The sequence below is a fragment of the Microcella sp. genome (assembly GCF_046293215.1).
Classification (GTDB): Bacteria; Actinomycetota; Actinomycetes; order Actinomycetales; family Microbacteriaceae; genus Microcella.
Genome location: NZ_JBKBPI010000007.1, coordinates 94,175 through 112,224, shown reverse-complemented (window position 1 = coordinate 112,224; position 18,050 = coordinate 94,175). Strand labels below are relative to the sequence as shown.

Here is an 18,050-nt window from a genome sequence, read left to right as displayed (position 1 = left end):
CATCGTGGATCGGCGCTACAGTGGTGCCGCAGCGCAGCGCAGCGTGGCGCGACCACGGCAGACGCGCGCCGACACGTTCCCAACAAGGAGTTCCGATGAGAATCGCCGTTCCAGCCGAGGTCAAGAACAACGAGTTCCGCGTGGCCATCACGCCCTCCGGCGTGCACGATCTGGTCGCCAACGGGCACGAGGTGCTCGTCCAGGCCGGCGCCGGAGAGGGGTCATCGATCCCCGACGAGGCGTACGTGGCGCAGGGCGCGCGCATCGTCCCCGACGCCGCGACAGCCTGGGGCGAGGCCGAGTTGTTGCTCAAGGTCAAGGAACCCATCGCGTCCGAGTACGGCTACTTCCGCGATGACCTCGTGCTGTTCACCTACCTTCACCTGGCGGCCGAAGAGGCGCTGACGCGCGCTTTGCTGGATGCTCGGGTCACCGCGATCGCGTACGAGACGGTCCAGCTTCCGTCGCGCGCGCTGCCGCTGCTCGCCCCGATGAGCGAGGTGGCGGGGCGCCTGGCCCCCATCGTCGGCGCCGGCGCGATGATGCGTCCGAACGGCGGTCAGGGGCTGCTGGTTCCTGGTGTGCCGGGCACGCACCCCGCAAACGTCGTCGTCTTGGGCGGCGGTGTCGCGGGCACCAGCGCGGTGGCGATGGCCGTCGGCCTGGGCGCGGATGTGACGGTCCTCGACACGAACCTCCAGCGTCTACGCGAACTCGACGCCCTCTATGCGGGCCGCGTGAAGACCATCGCCTCGAACGGCTACGAAATCGACAAGGCCGTGGTCGCCGCCGACCTCGTGATCGGCTCGGTGCTCGTGCCGGGCGCGAAGGCCCCGAAGCTCGTGAGCAACGAACTCGTGTCGCGCATGAAGCCCGGAAGCGTGCTCGTCGACATCGCGGTCGACCAGGGCGGCTGCTTCGCGGACACGCGGCCGACGACGCACGCCGACCCCACGTTCTCGGTGCACGGCAGCATCTTCTACTGCGTGGCCAACATGCCGGGCGCCGTGCCGGCGACGTCGACCTACGCGTTGACGAACGCCACGCTGCCGTATGTGCGGGCGATCGCGAACAACGGCTGGCGTGCGGCGCTGTCGGCGGATCCCGCCCTCGCCCTCGGGCTGAACACCCACGACGGCCACGCGACAAACGCGGCCGTCGGCGAGGCGCACGGCATCGCGTCGGTCGCGCTCGCCGAGGTTCTCGCCTAGGCATTCACGGCGTCTGCCGCCCCCGGGGCTTGTGCCGCCCAGCGCGCACGGTGTACCTCGGGGGCGCTCCCCTGCCCTGGCTCGATAACCCAGAGCTCTCGCGGCCCGATGGGCGGGGGCTGGATGCGCGCCGCGATCACCGCGCGGAGGTCGCCCGCGTCGCAGCCATCGACCGCGATGAGCGCAGAGCGGCGCGCGTGGGCCAACGCCGCCCAGTCGCGTTGCCAGTCATCGGGGTGACCCACGCACGCGATGACACCGGCGCCCTCATCGCCGCCGGAGCCCGCCGTGACGAACTCAGGGAGAGTGACGAGCCGCACGGGCCCGTGGCTCGATGCCGTGAGCGCTCGAGTTGCGGCCGCCGGGTTGGCCGCGATCACAGCGATCACCGGCTCCGCACCAACGGTGCGCACGCGCGGGCAGCTGGCTTGTGGCAGCGGATCCTCGGCCTGCACAACCTGCACGACGCCTCCGCGCCACCATCCTCGACCGGCTGGCGCGCGGTCGTTGTACGCACCGCGCGGAGCGCCGGCGGCAAGGTGATCGTCCGCATCCAGCGCCCGCAGCTGAAGCCGTGCCCCGAAACGTCCGGCCAGCAGGCGCGCTGCGCGCGAGGCCGTTCCGACGGCGGCGGCGACACCTCCACCGCCGCGGTGCAGCACGCGAATGGCGGCGTCGAGCAGTGCGAGCAGCCCCGCTGTCTGGTCGGACGCGTCGAATTCGAGAAGGTCGAGCGCGTCATCGACGACCAGCAGGCGCCGCTCCTCGGCGCCCGACCCGCCCGAGCGGACGACTTCGGCGAGCAGCTGGTGGGCGTCGGGGAGGTGCGCGGGCAGACGAATGACGGTCCAGCCCTGGTCGCGGGCCTCGGCCGCCAGGTGCGCGAGGGCATTGGTGCGGCCGCTGCCCGGGCAGCCCACGATCGCGAGGGCGCCGTCCCGTCCCGGATCCCAGAGCGCGGCGCTCCAGCGCTGCGCCGAGACGTCGTCGACGAGACCCACGAGAAGCGCACCGTGCTCGCGGGCGACGCGCCGGGCGTCACGAACCTCGAGGTGGTTGCTCGGGAGGTGTGCCGGCAGCACGGGTGCCCAGGGCGGGTCGCCGTGGGGTCGGTCTGTCGCGGCGGCAGCGACCGCCGCGACATCGGAGGGCGCGATGAGGCTCACCTGACAGGCGAATACTCGGTCGCTGGTGCGCACGATCGCCCTCCCCCGCGGCGCGGCAGCCACCGCCGGGGCGTCGGCACCCAGCAGCGCCCGCGCGTCGGAGGCGTCTGAGGTGCGAAACAGTACGCGAATCGCGCAGTTGACGGCTACCGTGTCGTTCACCACCCCGCTCGGTCGCTGCGTGCACAGCACGAGGTGAATGCCGAGCGATCGTCCGCGCGCGGACAGGTCGGAGAACACGGTCTGCAGGGCGGGGTGTGTGGAGACGAGCGCCGCGTACTCGTCGACGATGACGAGGAGCCGAGGAAGGTGCGCAGAGAGCTGCGCGACGTCGCGAACCCGTTCACGGGCGACGATGCGCTCGCGACGCTCGATCTCGGCGCGAAGACTCGTGAGCGCTCGCCCGGCGAGCGTGGCATCGAGATCGGTAATGAGTCCGACCGTGGATGGCAACTCGGCGAGGTCGTGAAAGGTCGCACCGCCCTTGAAGTCGACGTACAGCACCGACCAGGATCCCGCATCGGCTGCGGCGGACAGCGCCAGCGCCCGCAAGAACTCGCTCTTGCCACTGCCGGTCGCCCCGCCCACGAGCGCGTGCGGGCCGTCAGCGATGAGGTCGAGAGTAACGGGGCCGCCCGCTCCCATCCCGACGGCCAACCCCGGCTCGCTCACACCCCGTGAGACCTCCGACCAGTCGCAGTGGTCGGGCACCGCGGCGACCTGAGCGCGCGCCTGTCTCCGTGCGTCGTCGGCGCGAAATGGCACGACGGCGTCGGCGCGCCGCGTCGTGCCATCGGGGTAGACGATGTCGAGGGCGGCCAAACCGGTCACGGTGATCACTGTTCTCGCCTCCGCGCGCGCGTCGACGTCTGGTGCCGTGTGCGTCGCAACGCGCTCGCGGAGCCGCTCGGCCACCACACCGTGTCCCCGAATCTCGATCGGCCCCGGCGGCACCCGAACAGGCAGCCGAGGGTTTCGCGCGGCTGCCGCCGTCAGCGATCGCAGCCGCTCCCGAACCGCGGAATCGGGGTGCGCATCCACCGTGGGCGGGGTGCCCGCGATCGAACTCTCGCCCGGCGCGGCACCCACGATGACGTGCGCGTCGTCATCGCCTGGCGCGAAGGCGGTCGCGGTCTCGGCGCGATGAGCGAGCACGATGGCGTGCTCGGTCGCCGCGCACTCGGCCGCGAAGCGCCGGTCTTCGTCACGAGCCTGACGGCGGGCTGCTCTGCGCGACTCCCACGCACTCGCAATCGCGATGATGGGGCTGAGCGCGGCGAACACCAGCACGTACGGCGAGCGGATGATCGCGCCGATGACCACCGCGGCGACAAGCGGTGCCATGACGGCGATGAGCGGAAACGGCGCGCGCGGGGATGCCCGCGGGGGCTCGGGAAACGTGATGACCACGCGTGCACCCCACCACAGCACCGGCACGAGAGACGCGCCCGTACGCCGCGCGGCGCACGGAGGGACGCGGGGGCCCGCTGGGGAGGAGCGGTCAGCCGAGGATCATGAACTGGTCGCCCATGTCGACGCGCGTGCCGCGGGCGATGTGGTACCTGCGTCCGGGCTCGCAGTATCGGGGTAGCTGCCCCGGCTCGCGCAGCACCGTTCCGTTTCCGGAGTGTCGATCGGTCACCCAGAACAGCCCGTCGTCATGGCCGAACTCCAGATGCGTCTTCGACACCGAGCGCGTCGGGTCGCTGACGATGACGATGTGATCGATCGCCTCCCCCGGCTCCGGGCGGGGGTTACGACCGAGCAACCCGCTTCCCACCACGGAGACGCTTTCGCCGGTGCTGAACTGCAGCACGAACCGCACCTCCTCGGCCGGTTCGGGCGAGGAGGCTTCCTCGACGCCCGGCTCCGGCTCCGGTTGCCACTCGCGGTCGAACTCCGGCGCGGGTGCCGGCTCGGGCTCCGGCGCAGGTGCAGGTTCGGGCTCCGGCTCGGGTACAGGTGCGGGCGCCAGTTCGGGCTCAGAGGCGGGCACGGGCGCCGGCTCGGACGGAGGTGCTGCGATGGCCGCGTCAAGCGCCGTCCCGCACTCACCGCAGAACCGATCGCCGGGGAACGCGACCGTGCCGCACACGGGGCACGGTGCGGGCTGTGCGGGCTGCGCGGGCGGCGCGATTGCCCCCACCGAGCGTCCGCAGCGACCGCAGAATTGTGCGACCGCAGGCAGTGACGCCCCGCAGTGCTCGCAGGTCATCCGCGTTCCTTTCGTTGCCGTCGTCGGCTGTCGACAGGATATCGGCGCAGCGAGCGCGTCGACACGGCGGCGCGCATCCGTTCACGCCGTGTCGCGGAGTCCTGGAAGGTTCGCCGCACGGCGTCGACGGCTCCCCACACCTTGGTCGCGTCCTCGGGGCTTGGCTCGTCGGGGGCGTACACGGCGCGGTCGGCGACCCGCGCGAGCACGACGACCGAGGGCGCCCCGATGGCGGCTGCCCGCTCTCGCCTCGTTCCGGTGGGCGGCACGGTGACGCCGCGATCGACCACGTCATCGACGACCTGCATCCAGCCAGCAAGGATGCGCGTGGCCGGGTCGCGCGCGCGACGGCGGCGGCGACGACGACGCGCCTTGACGGCGAGGATCGCCAGCACGGGTGTGAGAGCAAGCATGATGAGCCCGAGCAAGGCGGCCCCGATCTGCAGCGCGAGCAGCAGCAGTGGGTCAAGCCCGACCTCGTCGTCGCGCTCGTCAAGGTCGACGTCGGGCGGAGCCTGCTCGTCCGGCGGCGGGGCGTCTTCGAGCGGCGGCTGCACGGCCGGTTGCGGCCGGGTGATCGGCGTCGTCTCATCCGAGTCGGGGGGCGGAACCTCGCGACGCGGAGGCACCACGTCGATCGGAACCCACCCACGCTCGGCCGTCGATACTTCGATCCAGGCGGTCAGGTCGCGGTCGCGGAAGGCTGCCGGGTCGGCGGGAACAGCGCCGCGCTCATCGCGCACACCCTCGACAAAGCCCAACACCACGCGCGACGGAAAGCCCAGCTCACGCGCGGCGAGGGCAGCGAGAGCGGCGTACTGCTCGGCGTCTCCCACCATCGGCGTCGAGGAGACCAGCTCGTCGAGACGGTCGATGGAGTGCCCGGGACGGCTCGGTGCTTCGTCCTCGTCGACGCCGTGCGACAGATAGCCGTCGGTGGTGAGGCGGTCGACGATGGCCGCAAGCCGAGCGCCCGCGCCCTCGACGGACTGCACCGTGGGGCTCAGCCAATCTCGCAGCTCATCGGGCACGTTGACGATGGCGGGCACCGCTGCCGCACCCGGAGTGAGGCCCGTGAGTTCCCCCGCCTCATCGAACAGCGGCACCGATTCGATGCGATACCGCAGCCCCGACGGAGCACCGCCCACCAGCACGGCACTGTCGGTCACCGCGTTGTAGACGACGCGATCGCGCACGGCTGGCGCATCCTCACCGCGCACCGTGATGTCGACCAGTTGTCCGGTCGACGGCAGCCACGGCCCAAATGCCCGTCCCAGGGTGAACTCCACCGGCACAACGCGCGCCCCGGGGTCGATGTCGCGTCGAGCGGGAACCCGCACGAATCGACCGGATGCACTGTCGACGCTGTCGCTGCCGACGGCAAAGACGACGCCGTCATAGCTGTCGAGCACGGCGATGCGCACGCGCTCACCGTCGGGCAGACCCTCGGCGATCACGACGATGTCGTCAGCGCGCTCCGGCTGAAATGAGGCCCGGTAGGCCGCGAGCGGGCTCGGGGTGGCGAACGGGTCGAATGGCTGCTCGACGATGGTGCGCAGGACGGTGCGTTCGTCCGGCGGGGGCAGGAGCGCGATGAGGGCAACCCCTGCTCCTCCGGCCAGGAGCACCACGAGAACCGCGGCGCCGAATTGCCGCACGGCTCCCCCGCGGCCCCGATCGGCGCTGCCGGCGAGCGCGTCGGTTCGGCGGTGCCGTCTCCACACGGCGAGCCACAACAGAAGCACGAGGAGCAGCGCCAGGGTGGTGGCGATTGGCCAGACGGCGCGATCGGGGCCGAAGGCGAGCACCACCGGATATGCCACGGCGGGAATGGCGACAGCGGCCAGCGCATACCGGGCGCGCAGGGCGACCGCGACGGTGGCGGCGCTTCCAGCGACCAGGCTGACGAGGGCGGGAACCAGCAGCGACTGGTACGTACCGACGGGGAGGTCGATCGTCACCAGCCGGGTCCAGCCCAGCGCGACTGCCGAAAGCAGCTCGAGCAGGCCCTCCGGCTCGGGCAGCACGCCGTAGAGAGCACGCGACGGCACGGCGAGCGGAACGCCCACCACGACGAGCGCAGCGGCCACGGCAATCATGAGCCCCCAGGCCGGCCACCGCAGGGCGCTCGCGACCACCGCGAGCGCGCAGCCAAGGGGGATCGCGACGGCCGCGACCACGAGGAATCCGGGGTCTCGATACACCGGCCACCAGGCGACGGCGACAACGGCCCACGCGGCGATCGTGAACAGCAGGATGCTCGCGAGCACCGCCGGGCGGGGAAGCGAACGGCGCGCGGGACGGCCGGAGGAGCTCATTCGAGCTCACCCCCGCGGATGGCCCGCCGAAGATCGCTAAGCGAACCCACCGTGAGCACGGTGAGCGCACCCAGGGTGCGCCGCCCGGGCACCGTGTCGGGATCGCACTGCACGGCAAGCACCTCGACCGATGCGGGGAACGCTGCAGCCGCGGCCCGCAGACGCCGCGGCGCGACGGTCGAGCCGACGATGAGGATCGCGACCGAGATTCCCGGAACGGCACTGGAGGCCAGGCGGGCGACGTCGACGACGCCGAGGGCGGCGGGTCCGTGCTCGACGACCGCGAGCTCGTCGAGCAAACGATTGGGGGTGAGCGTCGGCAGCGGTCGCACGGCGACGACCGCCCGCTTGGCGAACTCGGGGGTGATCTCGCTCACGATCACGTCGACGTCGCGGGCGTCGCGGATGGCGCGGGCCCCGAGACTGCCGGCGGCGCTCACCGCGAGCTCGAACTCGGCGTCGGAGCCGAAGTCGACGCTCGCGATGCTGAGGGCAAGGAGCATCCGGCTTCGACGCGTCTGCTCGAACTGGCGCACCATGAATGTGCCGGTTTTCGCCGACGACTTCCAGTGGATGTGACGGCGATCGTCGCCGGGGACGTACTCCCGCAGCGCGTGGAAGGCGAGGTCACTGACCGTGAGGTCGCGGGTCGGCTGACCCTCCAGGTCGCGAAAGAGCCCGCTCGAGGTCGACGGGACGTCGATGGTCGTGGGGTGGATGATGAACTCGGAAGCGTCGGCCCAGTGGTATTCGCGGCGCACGAGGCCGACCGGATCGGCCCGTACCGTCTTGACGGGCCCGACGGTAAGCCGACCCCGGCGGTCGGTGGGCAGCGCGACCGACAGCGCCACGCGATCGCCCGACCCGGTACCCGGAACCGCGATGGGGACGATGCGTTCGCCAACCGGCAAATCCACGACCGTCCCGAACGACCGACGGGACGTCGGGTTCGTCACGACGAGTCTCGCCTGCGCCGCATCCCCCACCGCGACGCGAACGGGAGGGGGCTCCAGCGCGAAGTGCAGGCGGATGCGGCCGACGAGATACCCGACCGCCACGATCGTGATGGCGGCGCCCACGGCCCCGGCGAGCACGAGTTCCGTCCAGCCCCAGACATATCCGGCCGCCAGCAGCACAGGCGTGACGGCGATGACCGTCCAGCCGAGCGGGGTGACGACCGACGATGCCGCACGGGCGGCGCGGGTGCCGGCCTGCCCGACGGCGCGAGCCAATCGCACGACCGTGACCAGCGCATCCGCCGACCAGCCAGTGCGCGCGCCAACCAGCCGGGTACGCGCCGTCGTGACGGTCGTGCCGCCTGAGGTGCCCGTCGCGTCTCGCGAGAGTGTCGACCGCGACGTCGAGCCGTCGGTCACACGGCGACCCGATCGCTCGGCGGAGCTGTTTCGAGCACGACCTGCGCGATGACCGACGCCTGAGTGACACCGTCGAACTCCGCTTCGGGATCGAGCACGAGGCGGTGGGCGAGAACCGGCTCGGCCAGCGACTTCACGTCATCGGGAATGACGTAGTGCCGGCCATCCAGCGCGGCGAACGTCTTGGCACAGCGCACGAGCGCCAGCGCGCCGCGCACGCTGGCACCGAGCCGCACATCGGCGTGCGCCCTCGTCGCTTCCACGAGCCGTGCAACGTAGTCGCTGATCACCGGGTCGACGTGCACGGTGCGCGCGACGTCGATCATGCTGCGCACGGTGTCGAGGTCGATGACCGGCTCCAGCACGGTGGCGCGCGGCCCGCCAGCGCCCGACAGGATGCGAACGGTCGAGGCGTGGTCGGGGTAGCCGATCGCCGTGCGGATCACGAAACGGTCGAGCTGCGCCTCGGGGAGACGATAGGTGCCCGCCTGCTCGATCGGATTCTGGGTGGCGATGACGAGGAACGGCGCGTCGACGCGGTGCGAGGTTCCGTCGACCGTGACGTGGCCCTCCTCCATGACCTCCAGAAGGGCCGACTGGGTCTTGGGGCTCGCACGGTTGATCTCGTCGGCGAGCACGACGGTGGCGAACACCGGGCCGGGGTGGAAGGAGAATTCGCCGCTGCGCTGGTCGTAGACCGTGATGCCCGTGATGTCGCCGGGCAGCAGGTCGGGGGTGAACTGCACGCGCTGCGTGGTGCCGCGAATACTCTCGGCGAGCGCCCTTGCCAGCGAGGTCTTTCCGGTTCCCGGCACGTCTTCGAGCAGCAAGTGCCCCTCGCTCAGCATGGCCGTGAGCCCGAGACGAACGACGTACGACTTGCCGAGCAGAACCGACTCAACGTTCGACACGATCCGCTCGGCAAGGCCTGAGAACCACGCGGCCTGTTCGGGGGTCATCGTCATCGCGGCATCCTTTGTCGAGGTCGAAGCTGGTGGGTCACGGTCGGTAGATCCGGGTGTAGCTGGTGCCTCCCACGCTAACGGTGACCTCGAGGCGAGGGTCGGAAGACGGGGGCGCGGCGATCTCACACGACCCGGACTCGAACGAGATCGGCTCGTCGTCGGGCTGGGCGCGGCAGAGATAGTCGACGCTCGTGTAGGCGGGTCGGTTGGCCGTATCGATCGGGGTCCAGGTGATGGTCGCCCTGCGCTCGGGTGCGGGACCGTCGGTGACGACGAACGTGGGCTGGACGTCGATGCGGACGGCGACGGGGATCGAGAAGGTGCTCGACCACGGGCCGCAGTTGAGGGCGCCGACATCGCGACACACGCGAACGTCGACACCGAGTTCACGGCCGTAGTGCCGCACACCGTCTTGCGGGGTCAGCGGCAGGGCCGCCGGGGTGGAGGGAGCCGTGCTCACGCCCTCCCCCACGTAGCGGTACTGGACAAACGGGATCGGCTCGCCGGGTACGGAGGTCGTCACGCCGGTGATGCGGGTCTCCCACCGGCCAGGGGCGACCTCGACACCACCGGCGGTGGTGATGGCGGTGACCCGTCCGGGCTGGGCGACCGTGCGCGCCGTCGTCTCGGGGCTCTGCGTGCACCCCTGACCGTTGTGCGCGTAGACGACAACACGGTACGTGCGGTCCCCCGCGAGGCCGGGGATCGTGTGCTGCGTCACGTCGCCCGCGACACGCGTTGTTCCGGGCGGTGGTGAGAGCGACGGGTTTCCCTCCTCGACGCCCGTGACCTGACAGGCGGGAGGGGACTCGCTGCCGTCGGTGTGCCAGATGTAGAACCGGTCGATCGGTCGACCGTTCGAGGCGAAGACACCGTTCCAGTCCACCCGGACGCTTTGACCGTCGGCCGGGCTCTGCGGGTTTCCCAACTGTTCGGCTGACGGCGTACCGAGCACGAGGGGAGCTCCGGCGGGAGTTCCGGAGGTTTCCGCGGTGTTCCAGTTCGTGAGCGGACCGAAGGCGTCGTTGCGCGCGCTCACCGTAATGGAGTAGCTCGTGCCGTTCTGCAGTGCCCCGGTGTCGACCACGTTGAGCCAGTAGGTCGTGCCAACCGGGTCGCCGGCGGATACCGTGACCTCGCGGGTGACGGGGCCGACCGTCACGATATAGCGCTGAATCGGGGAGGCGGAGGCGGGTTGTGCGGGCTTCGACCAGCCCAAGCGCATCCCCCTGTCCAGTGGCGTTCGCGTGAGGGAATCGGGTGCGGGGGGCACGAGGTCGGACCACACGGGCTCGGCAAGAACGGTGGGAGCGCTCGCCCCTTGCGCGTTGATGGCGGTGACGGCGATGCGAACGCGGTTGGCCGGCCCATTGCCCGGCGTCGGAACGGTGCACGGGGACGCGGAGCACGCGACCGTCGCCGTCACGGCACCATCGGACAGTCGCGTGACGACGGCGTCGAAACGCTGAATGGGAGAGTTGTTCGACCCGCCCGGCTGCCAGGCGATCACGAGCGAGCGATCGGCGAACTCCTGGACGCGCAGGCCCGTGACCGGATCCGGCACATCCTGAACCGAAATGCGCACGCTCCCCCACACGTACCGCTCGGGATCATCGGTGGCGTCGGCAACTTGATACTCGAGCACGGTATCGCCGGGTGCGGCCGTCGAGGCGACGGTCACCTGCACGCGCTGACCATCCGCGGTGGGCTGAATGCTCACTCCCGCCGGGATGCGGACGTTGTCGAGTCCGCGAATGGCGACGACGCGGAGGGGCACCGACGGGAAGGGGTTCGTCGCCGCGTCATTGGCGAGGACATCAACGGTCGTTGTCTGCCCGCGGGGGGCGATCGCCCCATCGTCTGCCGGGCGGGCAAGCGGTCGCGTCGACGGCACGACCAGCACGTCGATGCGACCCGGCGTGCCGTCGGCCGCGGCATCGCGCACGCCGACCGTGGCGCCGAGGCGTGTTCCGCGCGGAACCCCCGGAGCGACGCTCACCACGGCGCGCTGACCGACGATGTCGACGCTGAGTCCCTCCGGCAGCGACTGGGTGAGGCGATAGCTGAGCTCGTCGAGGTCGTCGGGATAGGGGTATGACGTGACGCGCACGAGGTCGAGCTCGCGCTGACCTCCGGGCTCCAGCTCAATCGCGGCGCCCACGAGCACGGGAGGCTGGTTCTCACGCGGTGCGACCTCGATGGGCAGCACGATCGTCGCCACGCGGCCGTCCGGATCCGTCGGTGACGTGCCGTCGGTGACCTCGAACGACAGCGACGCCGGGCCGAAGTACAGGTCGCTTGAGCGGAACCGCAGTGTTTGCGCGTCGACGACGAGCGCCGAACCGTCGGAGTTTGTCGCCCGAACAGTGGCGGCGTCGGTGAGCTGCACCTGGCGGCCGCCGACAGCAATCACGTAGTCGTTGATGGGGATCGTGATGGTCTGCTCGCTGACAACACGGATGCGCGGGGCACGTCGGTCGAGCTGCGGAAGGGCGTCGGCGGTTCCGGGGACCCAGATGAACGCCGTACCCGTGACCGAGGGGTCGGCGGGGTGGATGAGCGAGAACGGAATGATTTGCCGACGTTCCTGCACCGCCACGCGAATGCGTCGGTCGGGCAAGACGGTTCCCGCCTGCTCGAATCCCGGTACGAGCCGCACGCCGAGCGAGCCGACGTCGCCCTCGGCGAAGAAGGCACGGGCGAGCACGTCGACATCGACGGTTTCCCGGTCGAGAATGTCGGACAGCGACAGCACGACGTCGCGCGCGGTCGGGGCCAGCAGCGGCGCGTCGGCGACGACGTTGACCGTGACGAAGGCCTGTGACGCTCCGCCGAACTCATTTTCGATCGTGTAGATCGCGCCGTATGAGCCGACGGCCGACGGCGGCGTGAGTCGCACGTATCGACTGTCGACGATCTCGGCGAGCGTGCGCTGGTCGGTCGGTTCGACAGCGGCCACCCGCAGCACCCCGCCGTCGGGGTCGGAGTCGTTCTCCAAGACCGGCACGAGCACCGTTCCGCCCGGTCGCACGGTGACCTGATCATCGTTGGCGACGGGGTTACGGGCGCCGTCGAGCCGCGGACTGATGCCGACGCGAACCGTGCCGGAGGCCCGGGCGCCCAGCGAGTCGACGACGGTGTAGCGGAATTCATCCGTGCCCGCCGCGTACTCCCCCGCCTGGTAGTCGAAGTAGTCGATTCCGGTTTCCACGACCACACCGCGCGAGGGCGCGGTCTCCTGCCCGACAACCTGCACCGAATCGCCGTCCGGGTCCATGTCGCCCACCGGGATACGGATGCGCACGGTCTCCCCCGCGATGACCCGCGCCGTGATGGTGCGCGGCACCGGTGGGGCGTTGGTCGCCTCATCCACCTCACGCACGCTGATGCGCACGGTCGCCTGCGCGCGCTCGATACCCAGCGGTCCCAGCACCTCGTACACGGCGGTGAAGTCGCCCGGCCGGTCAGGAGCGAGGTAGCGCAGCCGGTCGCCGCTCACGAACAGCAACCCGTCGTCCCCCTCCAGCCCGCGCACCAGCTGCGGATTGAGGGTGATCGGCTCATCATCGGGATGCTCGTCGTTGTCGAGCACGGGAATAGTCACCGCATCGCCCACGCGCACGGTCACGGCGTCGTCATTGGCGATCGGAGGCTGCAGGGTGTCGGGGCGCGGAATCTCGATCACGGTGATCGTGCCCACCGCGTCCGCGAAGCCGTTCGAGACTCGGTAGGTCACGGCGACGGGGCCAGAAAGCGGTCGCGTGAGAGAGATGCGCACATCGCGCTGATCAATGACCTCCGCGCGGATGCCGCTGCCGCTTGGCACGTCTGTCACGCCGGTCACGACGAGCACTCCGCCCGCGGGGTCGATGTCGGTCGTGGCCACGGCGACCGTCGCGCTGCTCAGTGACCGCACGTAGGCCGTCTTCGGAACCGTGATGGGCGCCGCGAGATCCGGGGGTGCCGACACGTCGACGCGGACGAGGCCGGTGGCGGTTTGGTCGCCGTCGCTCACGACGTATTCGACGTAGTGGGTGCGCACCTCGTCGGAGACGAATCGGAAGAAGCCGCGTTCCAGCCGCGGCGTGACCGTTGCTCCGGAGCGCTCGGGTACCGAAATCAAGCGAATCGGTCCGGTCCCCCCGCGCACCGAGCGCAGCGGCTCGATCCGCACCTCTTGGCCGGCGAACGCCTGCACCGCGAAGGGTTCCGCAATGATGGGCACCTGCCCGGCCGGCCGCACGGTGACGGCGAGCTCTCCGGTTCCGGTCAACGTGCCGTCGGAGACGCGCAGCTGCACGGATCGCAAGTCTCCCTGGCCGCCGCGTTCGGCGACGGTCACGCGCCCATCGGGCCGGGCCGCGACCTGGTCGGGGGATGCGATCGTCGCCTCTTCGAGGAAGATCGGGTCACCGTCGGGGTCGACCCACTCACCGAGCACATTCGCCGAGACTCTGCCCCCCTCGGCCACCGTGGTGCGCGCGGGCCGAACCTGGAAGGGTGCCCCGTTCTCGAAGGGCTGGCGCACGGTCACCACCACCGTCGCCGAGTCAGAGCCGCCGCGCCCGTCGGTGATGGTGTACCCGAAACTCACCACTCCGGACGCGTCATCCGGCAGGGTCAGCTGGATCTTCTGTGCGCTGTCGACGATGTCAAGCCGCCCCACCTCCGGGTCGAGCTCGGTGACCTCGCTGACCACGAGGACGTCCCCGTTCGGATCACTGTCGTTGAGGAGCACCGGCAGGACGGTCGAGCGTCCGGGCCGAGCGCCGAACTCGTCGTCGACGGCGGTGGGGGGCTGCTGAACGCGTTCGGTCTCCGGGGGAACATCGAGCGCATCGATGACCTCTTCGCGCTCGTCCTGCTCCTGCGCGAGCAGGTCATCCCAGTTGTCAATCAGGGCCCCCGTGCCGAGCACATCCCAGACGGCACCGGAGGCGCGGTCATTGAGCACGACCCGCCGCTCTCGCACCACGAATTCGAGCGTGCTCGTCGGCGCCAGTCCGGGGAGCGAGACGGATGCGGGCGTGGCACACGATCGCCACGCCGACCCGTCCATCCACGCGATCACGACGCAGTCATCGATCACTACCGGAGCGATCGGCGCTCCGGCACGGTCGCTGACCAAGGGTCGCACGGCCCCACCGGCATCAATCGCGATGGCTCCCGCGTCGTAGGCCACGATGAGTTCCCGGGCGTGGTCGCTCGGCTGTGCCAGCGCCACGTCACTGTCACCCACGACGGCGGTGAGATCGATGGGCTCTCCGTCGCGAAACAGCGTGCGCGATTCTGGGTCGTAGGCCCACCACGTATCGGCGGCGATCGACACCGCGAGCTCTGCGCCGTCGGAGACGGGAACCTGCCAGGTCTCCGCAACGCGATCGAGGCGATCCGGCGCGAGTCGATACACGTCACCGGTGGATGGGGCGGCGACCAGCACGCCAAAGCGTTCCGTGGTGGCCACGCGCGAGCCCGGCCCGAACGACAGCGGCGCGGCGCGGGTCGCATCGAAGTCGTCGAACAGCACCCAGGGAACGGTCCACAGGTCACCCGTCGACGCGGTGTGCACGATCACCGTGTCGCCAAGGAATTGCACATCGGCGTCGGTGGGTGGCAACGGAACAGAGAAATCGACCTGCGCGCGGGCGACGTCGAGCACCTCAGCCGAGGCGTTCTGCTGGTCGATCACCACGACATCGGAACCGTGATGCCGCACGCGCAGGTCAGCCCCTTCGGTCTCGACGAGCGCGTCGAGCGCGGCGATCTGCACATTGGCGCGCGCCACCGCCTGACGCTCCCCGCTAGCGACCCACAGTGCCCCGTCGTTGAGGTCGGCGCGCTGGGCCTCGAAGCCGTCGTAGAGGATCGCGACCGTCGAGACGACCGCCGCGATCAGCGTGCCGCTGACCGCGCTCATCCAGGCCGATCGGCGGCGAGCGGTCTGTCGGGTAGCGGCGAGAACCACGGCTCAGGCCCCGTCCGTTTGAGCGCACCGCTCGGCACTCGCGGGCCCGATGCGCCCCTCGCGCGCGACGCGCACGACGATGCACACGCGCTGGCCGGGCTCGGCAACGACGGCGAATTCCGCTCGCCGCTGCAGAGCGGGCGTGCCGTTGTCGAGCCGCACGTGGTAGCTGTCTCCGTCGATGAGCCCGGGGTCGTCCCACGAGAAGGTCACTTCGGGGCCCGCGACCTCCGCTCGGACGTCGCTGACCCGCGGCAGCGTTCCGTCCTCATTGTTCACGGCGAGCCAGGTGGCGGTTGCGCCCAGCCCGACGACAACGAGTGCCACAAGGATGAGCGCGGTGGCGATGATGTTGGATCGACGTGACATCGTCGTGCGCCGCCGCGTCTCCGTACCCGCTCCGGAGGATGCCACGGTGTTCTCGAGCTCGACGGGGCGGCGGCGACGCCGGCGGGGCTTCCCGGGCGATGGTGTGCGCGGCGACTGGGCGCGGACAACCGTCTGCTCGCCGGTATCGCCGCTGATCGCGCGCGCCCAGTCATCGAGCGCGACATCGGCGTGGGTGGGCGCGAGCCCGAGCTCGGCCTCGATGCGTTGCAGGTCTCGGACGAGCTCCATCGCGCTCTGTTGCCGTTTGACGGGGTCCTTGCTCATGCCGCGGCGGAGCACGGCCTCGAGCGAATCAGGCACATCGTCCCGACCGATGGCGGGAAGCCGGGATCGGGTGATGCGGGCGATCAGATCGCTGGTCTCGTTCGACCCGCCTGGCTGCTCGAATGGCGAGCGCCCCGCAACGAGGGAATACAGAGTGGCCGCGAGCGACCAGATCTCACTGGCCACGGTTCCGGTCGTCTCGTCGAGCAGCACCTCGGGTGCCGACCACGGCACTGACATGCCGACGGTGTCACCGGCATCGGGAGCAGCCCCGAGGCTTGCGGCGATGCCAAAGTCGCTCAGCACCGGGTGGCCGAACAGGGTCGTCAAGATGTTTGACGGCTTAATGTCGCGGTGCAGCACGCCGCTCTGGTGAGCCGTTTCAATCGCACTGCCGATCTGCACGCCGATACGCAGCACCTCCGCGACCGGGATGCGCTCTTTTCGGAATCGATCGGCCAACTGCGCGCTGCACAGCTCCATGACGAGGTACGGCCGGCCGTCGGCCGAGATGCTCGCCTGATACACGGTGAGGATTCCCGGGTGCGACGACAGCTGCGCCATCAGATTCGCCTCGACCTGGAACATGCGCCGAACGCTTTCGGTGACGACGTCGGCGAGCATGACCTTGACGGCCACCTGGCGGCGCGGCATGTTCTGCTCGTAGAGGAAGACGTCGGCAAAGCCGCCGGTGCCGAGCAAACGCACGTGCGTGAATCCGGGCAGGATCGGGGGCGTTGACGGCCGACGGTGCACCACGAGACCCCCCTCCCGGTGTGATTTCGATAAGTGTAGGAGGTGCTCTCAGTTCGCCGCGGCAGGAGCGCGCACCACGTCGATCACAATCAGCGTGATGTTGTCGCGCCCGCCCTGCGCCAGCGCGGCATCAAGGAGGGCGTTCGCCGTCTCGCGGGCGCTCAGACGCGCGGCGAGGTGCAGCCGCAGCCGCTCGTGTGGAACCTCCTTGGTGAGCCCATCGGAGCAGATCAGGATGCGCATCCCGGTTTCCAGGGGCAGGTCCACGAAATCGATCTCGGGCTCCAGCGAGAACCCGACAGCCCGAGTAATGACGTTCGCTTCCGGGTGAGCCTCGGCGTCTTCTGCAGCGAGCTCGCCGGCGGTGACCAGTTCTTGCACCAGCGAGTGATCAACCGTCACCTGGCGCAGGTCGTTACGCGCAAAGGCGTAGACGCGCGAGTCGCCGACGTTGAACACGGTGAAGCGTGCACCGTCGTCATCACAGCTCAGCGCCGCTCCCGTCACGGTCGTGCCGATGCCCCGCTGCTCGTCGTCCAGGTCGTGGATGTCCCACGTCGCGCGGTGCAGCGCATCGGAAATCTCGTCGCGGCCGACGAAGTCGCCGGTCGCCGCGGCCTGCAGTCGCCGCACCACCGCGTCGCTCGCGCGATCACCGTGCAGGTGGCCACCCATGCCGTCGGCGACGGCGAACAGCGGCACATCGGCGAGGTAGCTGTCTTCGTTGTGGGCCCGGCGGTAGCCGACATGAGTCACCCCGTGCCACGCGAGCTCGATGGCGCCCGTGCGCGCCGGCAAGCCGACGATGTGGCGCACGGTGCTGCGGCCGATGGCGGTCACGGCGACTCCTGGGGGGCGGACGGGTTCGGACGGAATTCAAGAACGATGCCGTCGCCAAGGTCGACGGCGCTGTCGGGCAGGACCGCACAGGACTCGCCTGGTCGGAGCCTTCGGGGAGGCCCGGATGCCCAGTGTACGTGCAGACCGTTCGTTGATCCGAGGTCGCTCACGACGAGGGTGTGGCCGAGCTGCTCGATGCGCGCGTGGGTCGATGAGACCCCGACTCGGTCAGGGGGCACCACGAGACGACGGGGATCCGCCCCGGACGGCACGCGAGAGCCCGCGGGGGCGCGACCGACGATGACCGGACGATCGAGAGGCACGACCGTGGTCGTGCCGCGCACGACGAGCATCCAGTGGGCGACGTCCGATTCGGCAGGCCCGTCGGAGTCAGCGTCGTCATCGGCCGCGTGTCGCACGGCACGAACGCCCGGCAGCGAGCGCAACACCTCATCGACAGCAACGCTGACCGGACGCTCGGCCGTCGACACAGACGGCTCGACGAGCCGGATAACCGTGTCATCGATGTCGCGCCGGTCACTGTTCTCGGGGTCGTCGGCGCGCACCCCGTCACGGTACCCCGA

The 18,050-nt window shown here is 70.2% G+C and carries 10 protein-coding genes and 1 pseudogene; 1 reads left to right on the top strand and 10 read right to left on the bottom strand.

Features of this window, described 5'->3' with window-relative positions:
- Positions 1 to 95: 95 nt before the first annotated feature.
- Entirely contained in the window at positions 96 to 1,211 is a 1,116-nt protein-coding gene (gene ald / locus ACK4SC_RS08020) for an alanine dehydrogenase (protein ID WP_409616888.1), read from the top strand.
- On the opposite strand, the gene ACK4SC_RS08015 is transcribed toward ald, so the two are convergent.
- The 10 genes and pseudogenes from ACK4SC_RS08015 to ACK4SC_RS07970 all read right to left on the bottom strand — a co-directional run bounded on the left by ACK4SC_RS08015 (position 1,208) and on the right by ACK4SC_RS07970 (position 18,032).
- Complete coding sequence (locus ACK4SC_RS08015; protein WP_409616887.1) at positions 1,208 to 3,787, bottom strand: FtsK/SpoIIIE domain-containing protein; 2,580 nt, start codon at positions 3,785 to 3,787, stop codon at positions 1,208 to 1,210. The two genes, ald and ACK4SC_RS08015, sit on opposite strands and share 4 nt — an antisense overlap.
- Positions 3,788 to 3,878: 91 nt before the next feature.
- The gene (locus ACK4SC_RS08010) at positions 3,879 to 4,373 is read right to left on the bottom strand and encodes an FHA domain-containing protein (protein WP_409616944.1); all 495 of its coding nucleotides are present in this window, start codon (positions 4,371 to 4,373) and stop codon (positions 3,879 to 3,881) included.
- 60 nt (positions 4,374 to 4,433) lie between these two features.
- Positions 4,434 to 4,592 (bottom strand): annotated as a pseudogene (locus ACK4SC_RS08005) (double zinc ribbon domain-containing protein); the annotation flags it as partial.
- Positions 4,589 to 6,910: a transglutaminaseTgpA domain-containing protein gene (locus ACK4SC_RS08000; protein ID WP_409616886.1), complete on the bottom strand. Its 2,322-nt coding sequence runs from the start codon at positions 6,908 to 6,910 to the stop codon at positions 4,589 to 4,591. The gene ACK4SC_RS08000 and the pseudogene ACK4SC_RS08005, both read right to left, overlap by 4 nt.
- Positions 6,907 to 8,286, bottom strand: coding sequence for a DUF58 domain-containing protein (locus tag ACK4SC_RS07995; protein ID WP_409616885.1), 1,380 nt, complete (start codon positions 8,284 to 8,286; stop codon positions 6,907 to 6,909). Before ACK4SC_RS07995 ends, ACK4SC_RS08000 begins: the two co-directional genes overlap by 4 nt.
- Positions 8,283 to 9,251: an AAA family ATPase gene (locus ACK4SC_RS07990; RefSeq protein ID WP_409616884.1), complete on the bottom strand. Its 969-nt coding sequence runs from the start codon at positions 9,249 to 9,251 to the stop codon at positions 8,283 to 8,285. Before ACK4SC_RS07990 ends, ACK4SC_RS07995 begins: the two co-directional genes overlap by 4 nt.
- Positions 9,252 to 9,285: 34 nt before the next feature.
- Positions 9,286 to 15,168, bottom strand: a complete 5,883-nt coding sequence (locus ACK4SC_RS07985) for an Ig-like domain-containing protein (protein ID WP_409616883.1) — start codon at positions 15,166 to 15,168, stop codon at positions 9,286 to 9,288.
- 51 nt (positions 15,169 to 15,219) lie between these two features.
- Positions 15,220 to 16,629 (bottom strand): serine/threonine-protein kinase, encoded by a 1,410-nt coding sequence (locus tag ACK4SC_RS07980; protein WP_409616882.1) that lies wholly within the window; start codon positions 16,627 to 16,629, stop codon positions 15,220 to 15,222.
- A 45-nt stretch (positions 16,630 to 16,674) separates the two neighbouring features.
- The gene (locus ACK4SC_RS07975; RefSeq protein WP_409616881.1) at positions 16,675 to 17,466 is read right to left on the bottom strand and encodes a PP2C family protein-serine/threonine phosphatase; all 792 of its coding nucleotides are present in this window, start codon (positions 17,464 to 17,466) and stop codon (positions 16,675 to 16,677) included.
- Positions 17,463 to 18,032, bottom strand: a complete 570-nt coding sequence (locus ACK4SC_RS07970; protein WP_409616880.1) for an FHA domain-containing protein — start codon at positions 18,030 to 18,032, stop codon at positions 17,463 to 17,465. Before ACK4SC_RS07970 ends, ACK4SC_RS07975 begins: the two co-directional genes overlap by 4 nt.
- Positions 18,033 to 18,050: the final 18 nt, after the last annotated feature.

Bases quoted from the DNA above. Each gene is read 5' to 3' on its own strand.
- ACK4SC_RS08000 (WP_409616886.1), bottom strand. From the start codon at position 6,910: ATGAGCTCCTCCGGCCGTCCCGCGCGCCGTTCGCTTCCCCGCCCGGCG.
- ald (WP_409616888.1), top strand. From the start codon at position 96: ATGAGAATCGCCGTTCCAGCCGAGGTCAAGAACAACGAGTTCCGCGTG.
- ACK4SC_RS07985 (WP_409616883.1), bottom strand. From the start codon at position 15,168: ATGAGCGCGGTCAGCGGCACGCTGATCGCGGCGGTCGTCTCGACGGTC.
- ACK4SC_RS07990 (WP_409616884.1), bottom strand. From the start codon at position 9,251: ATGACGATGACCCCCGAACAGGCCGCGTGGTTCTCAGGCCTTGCCGAG.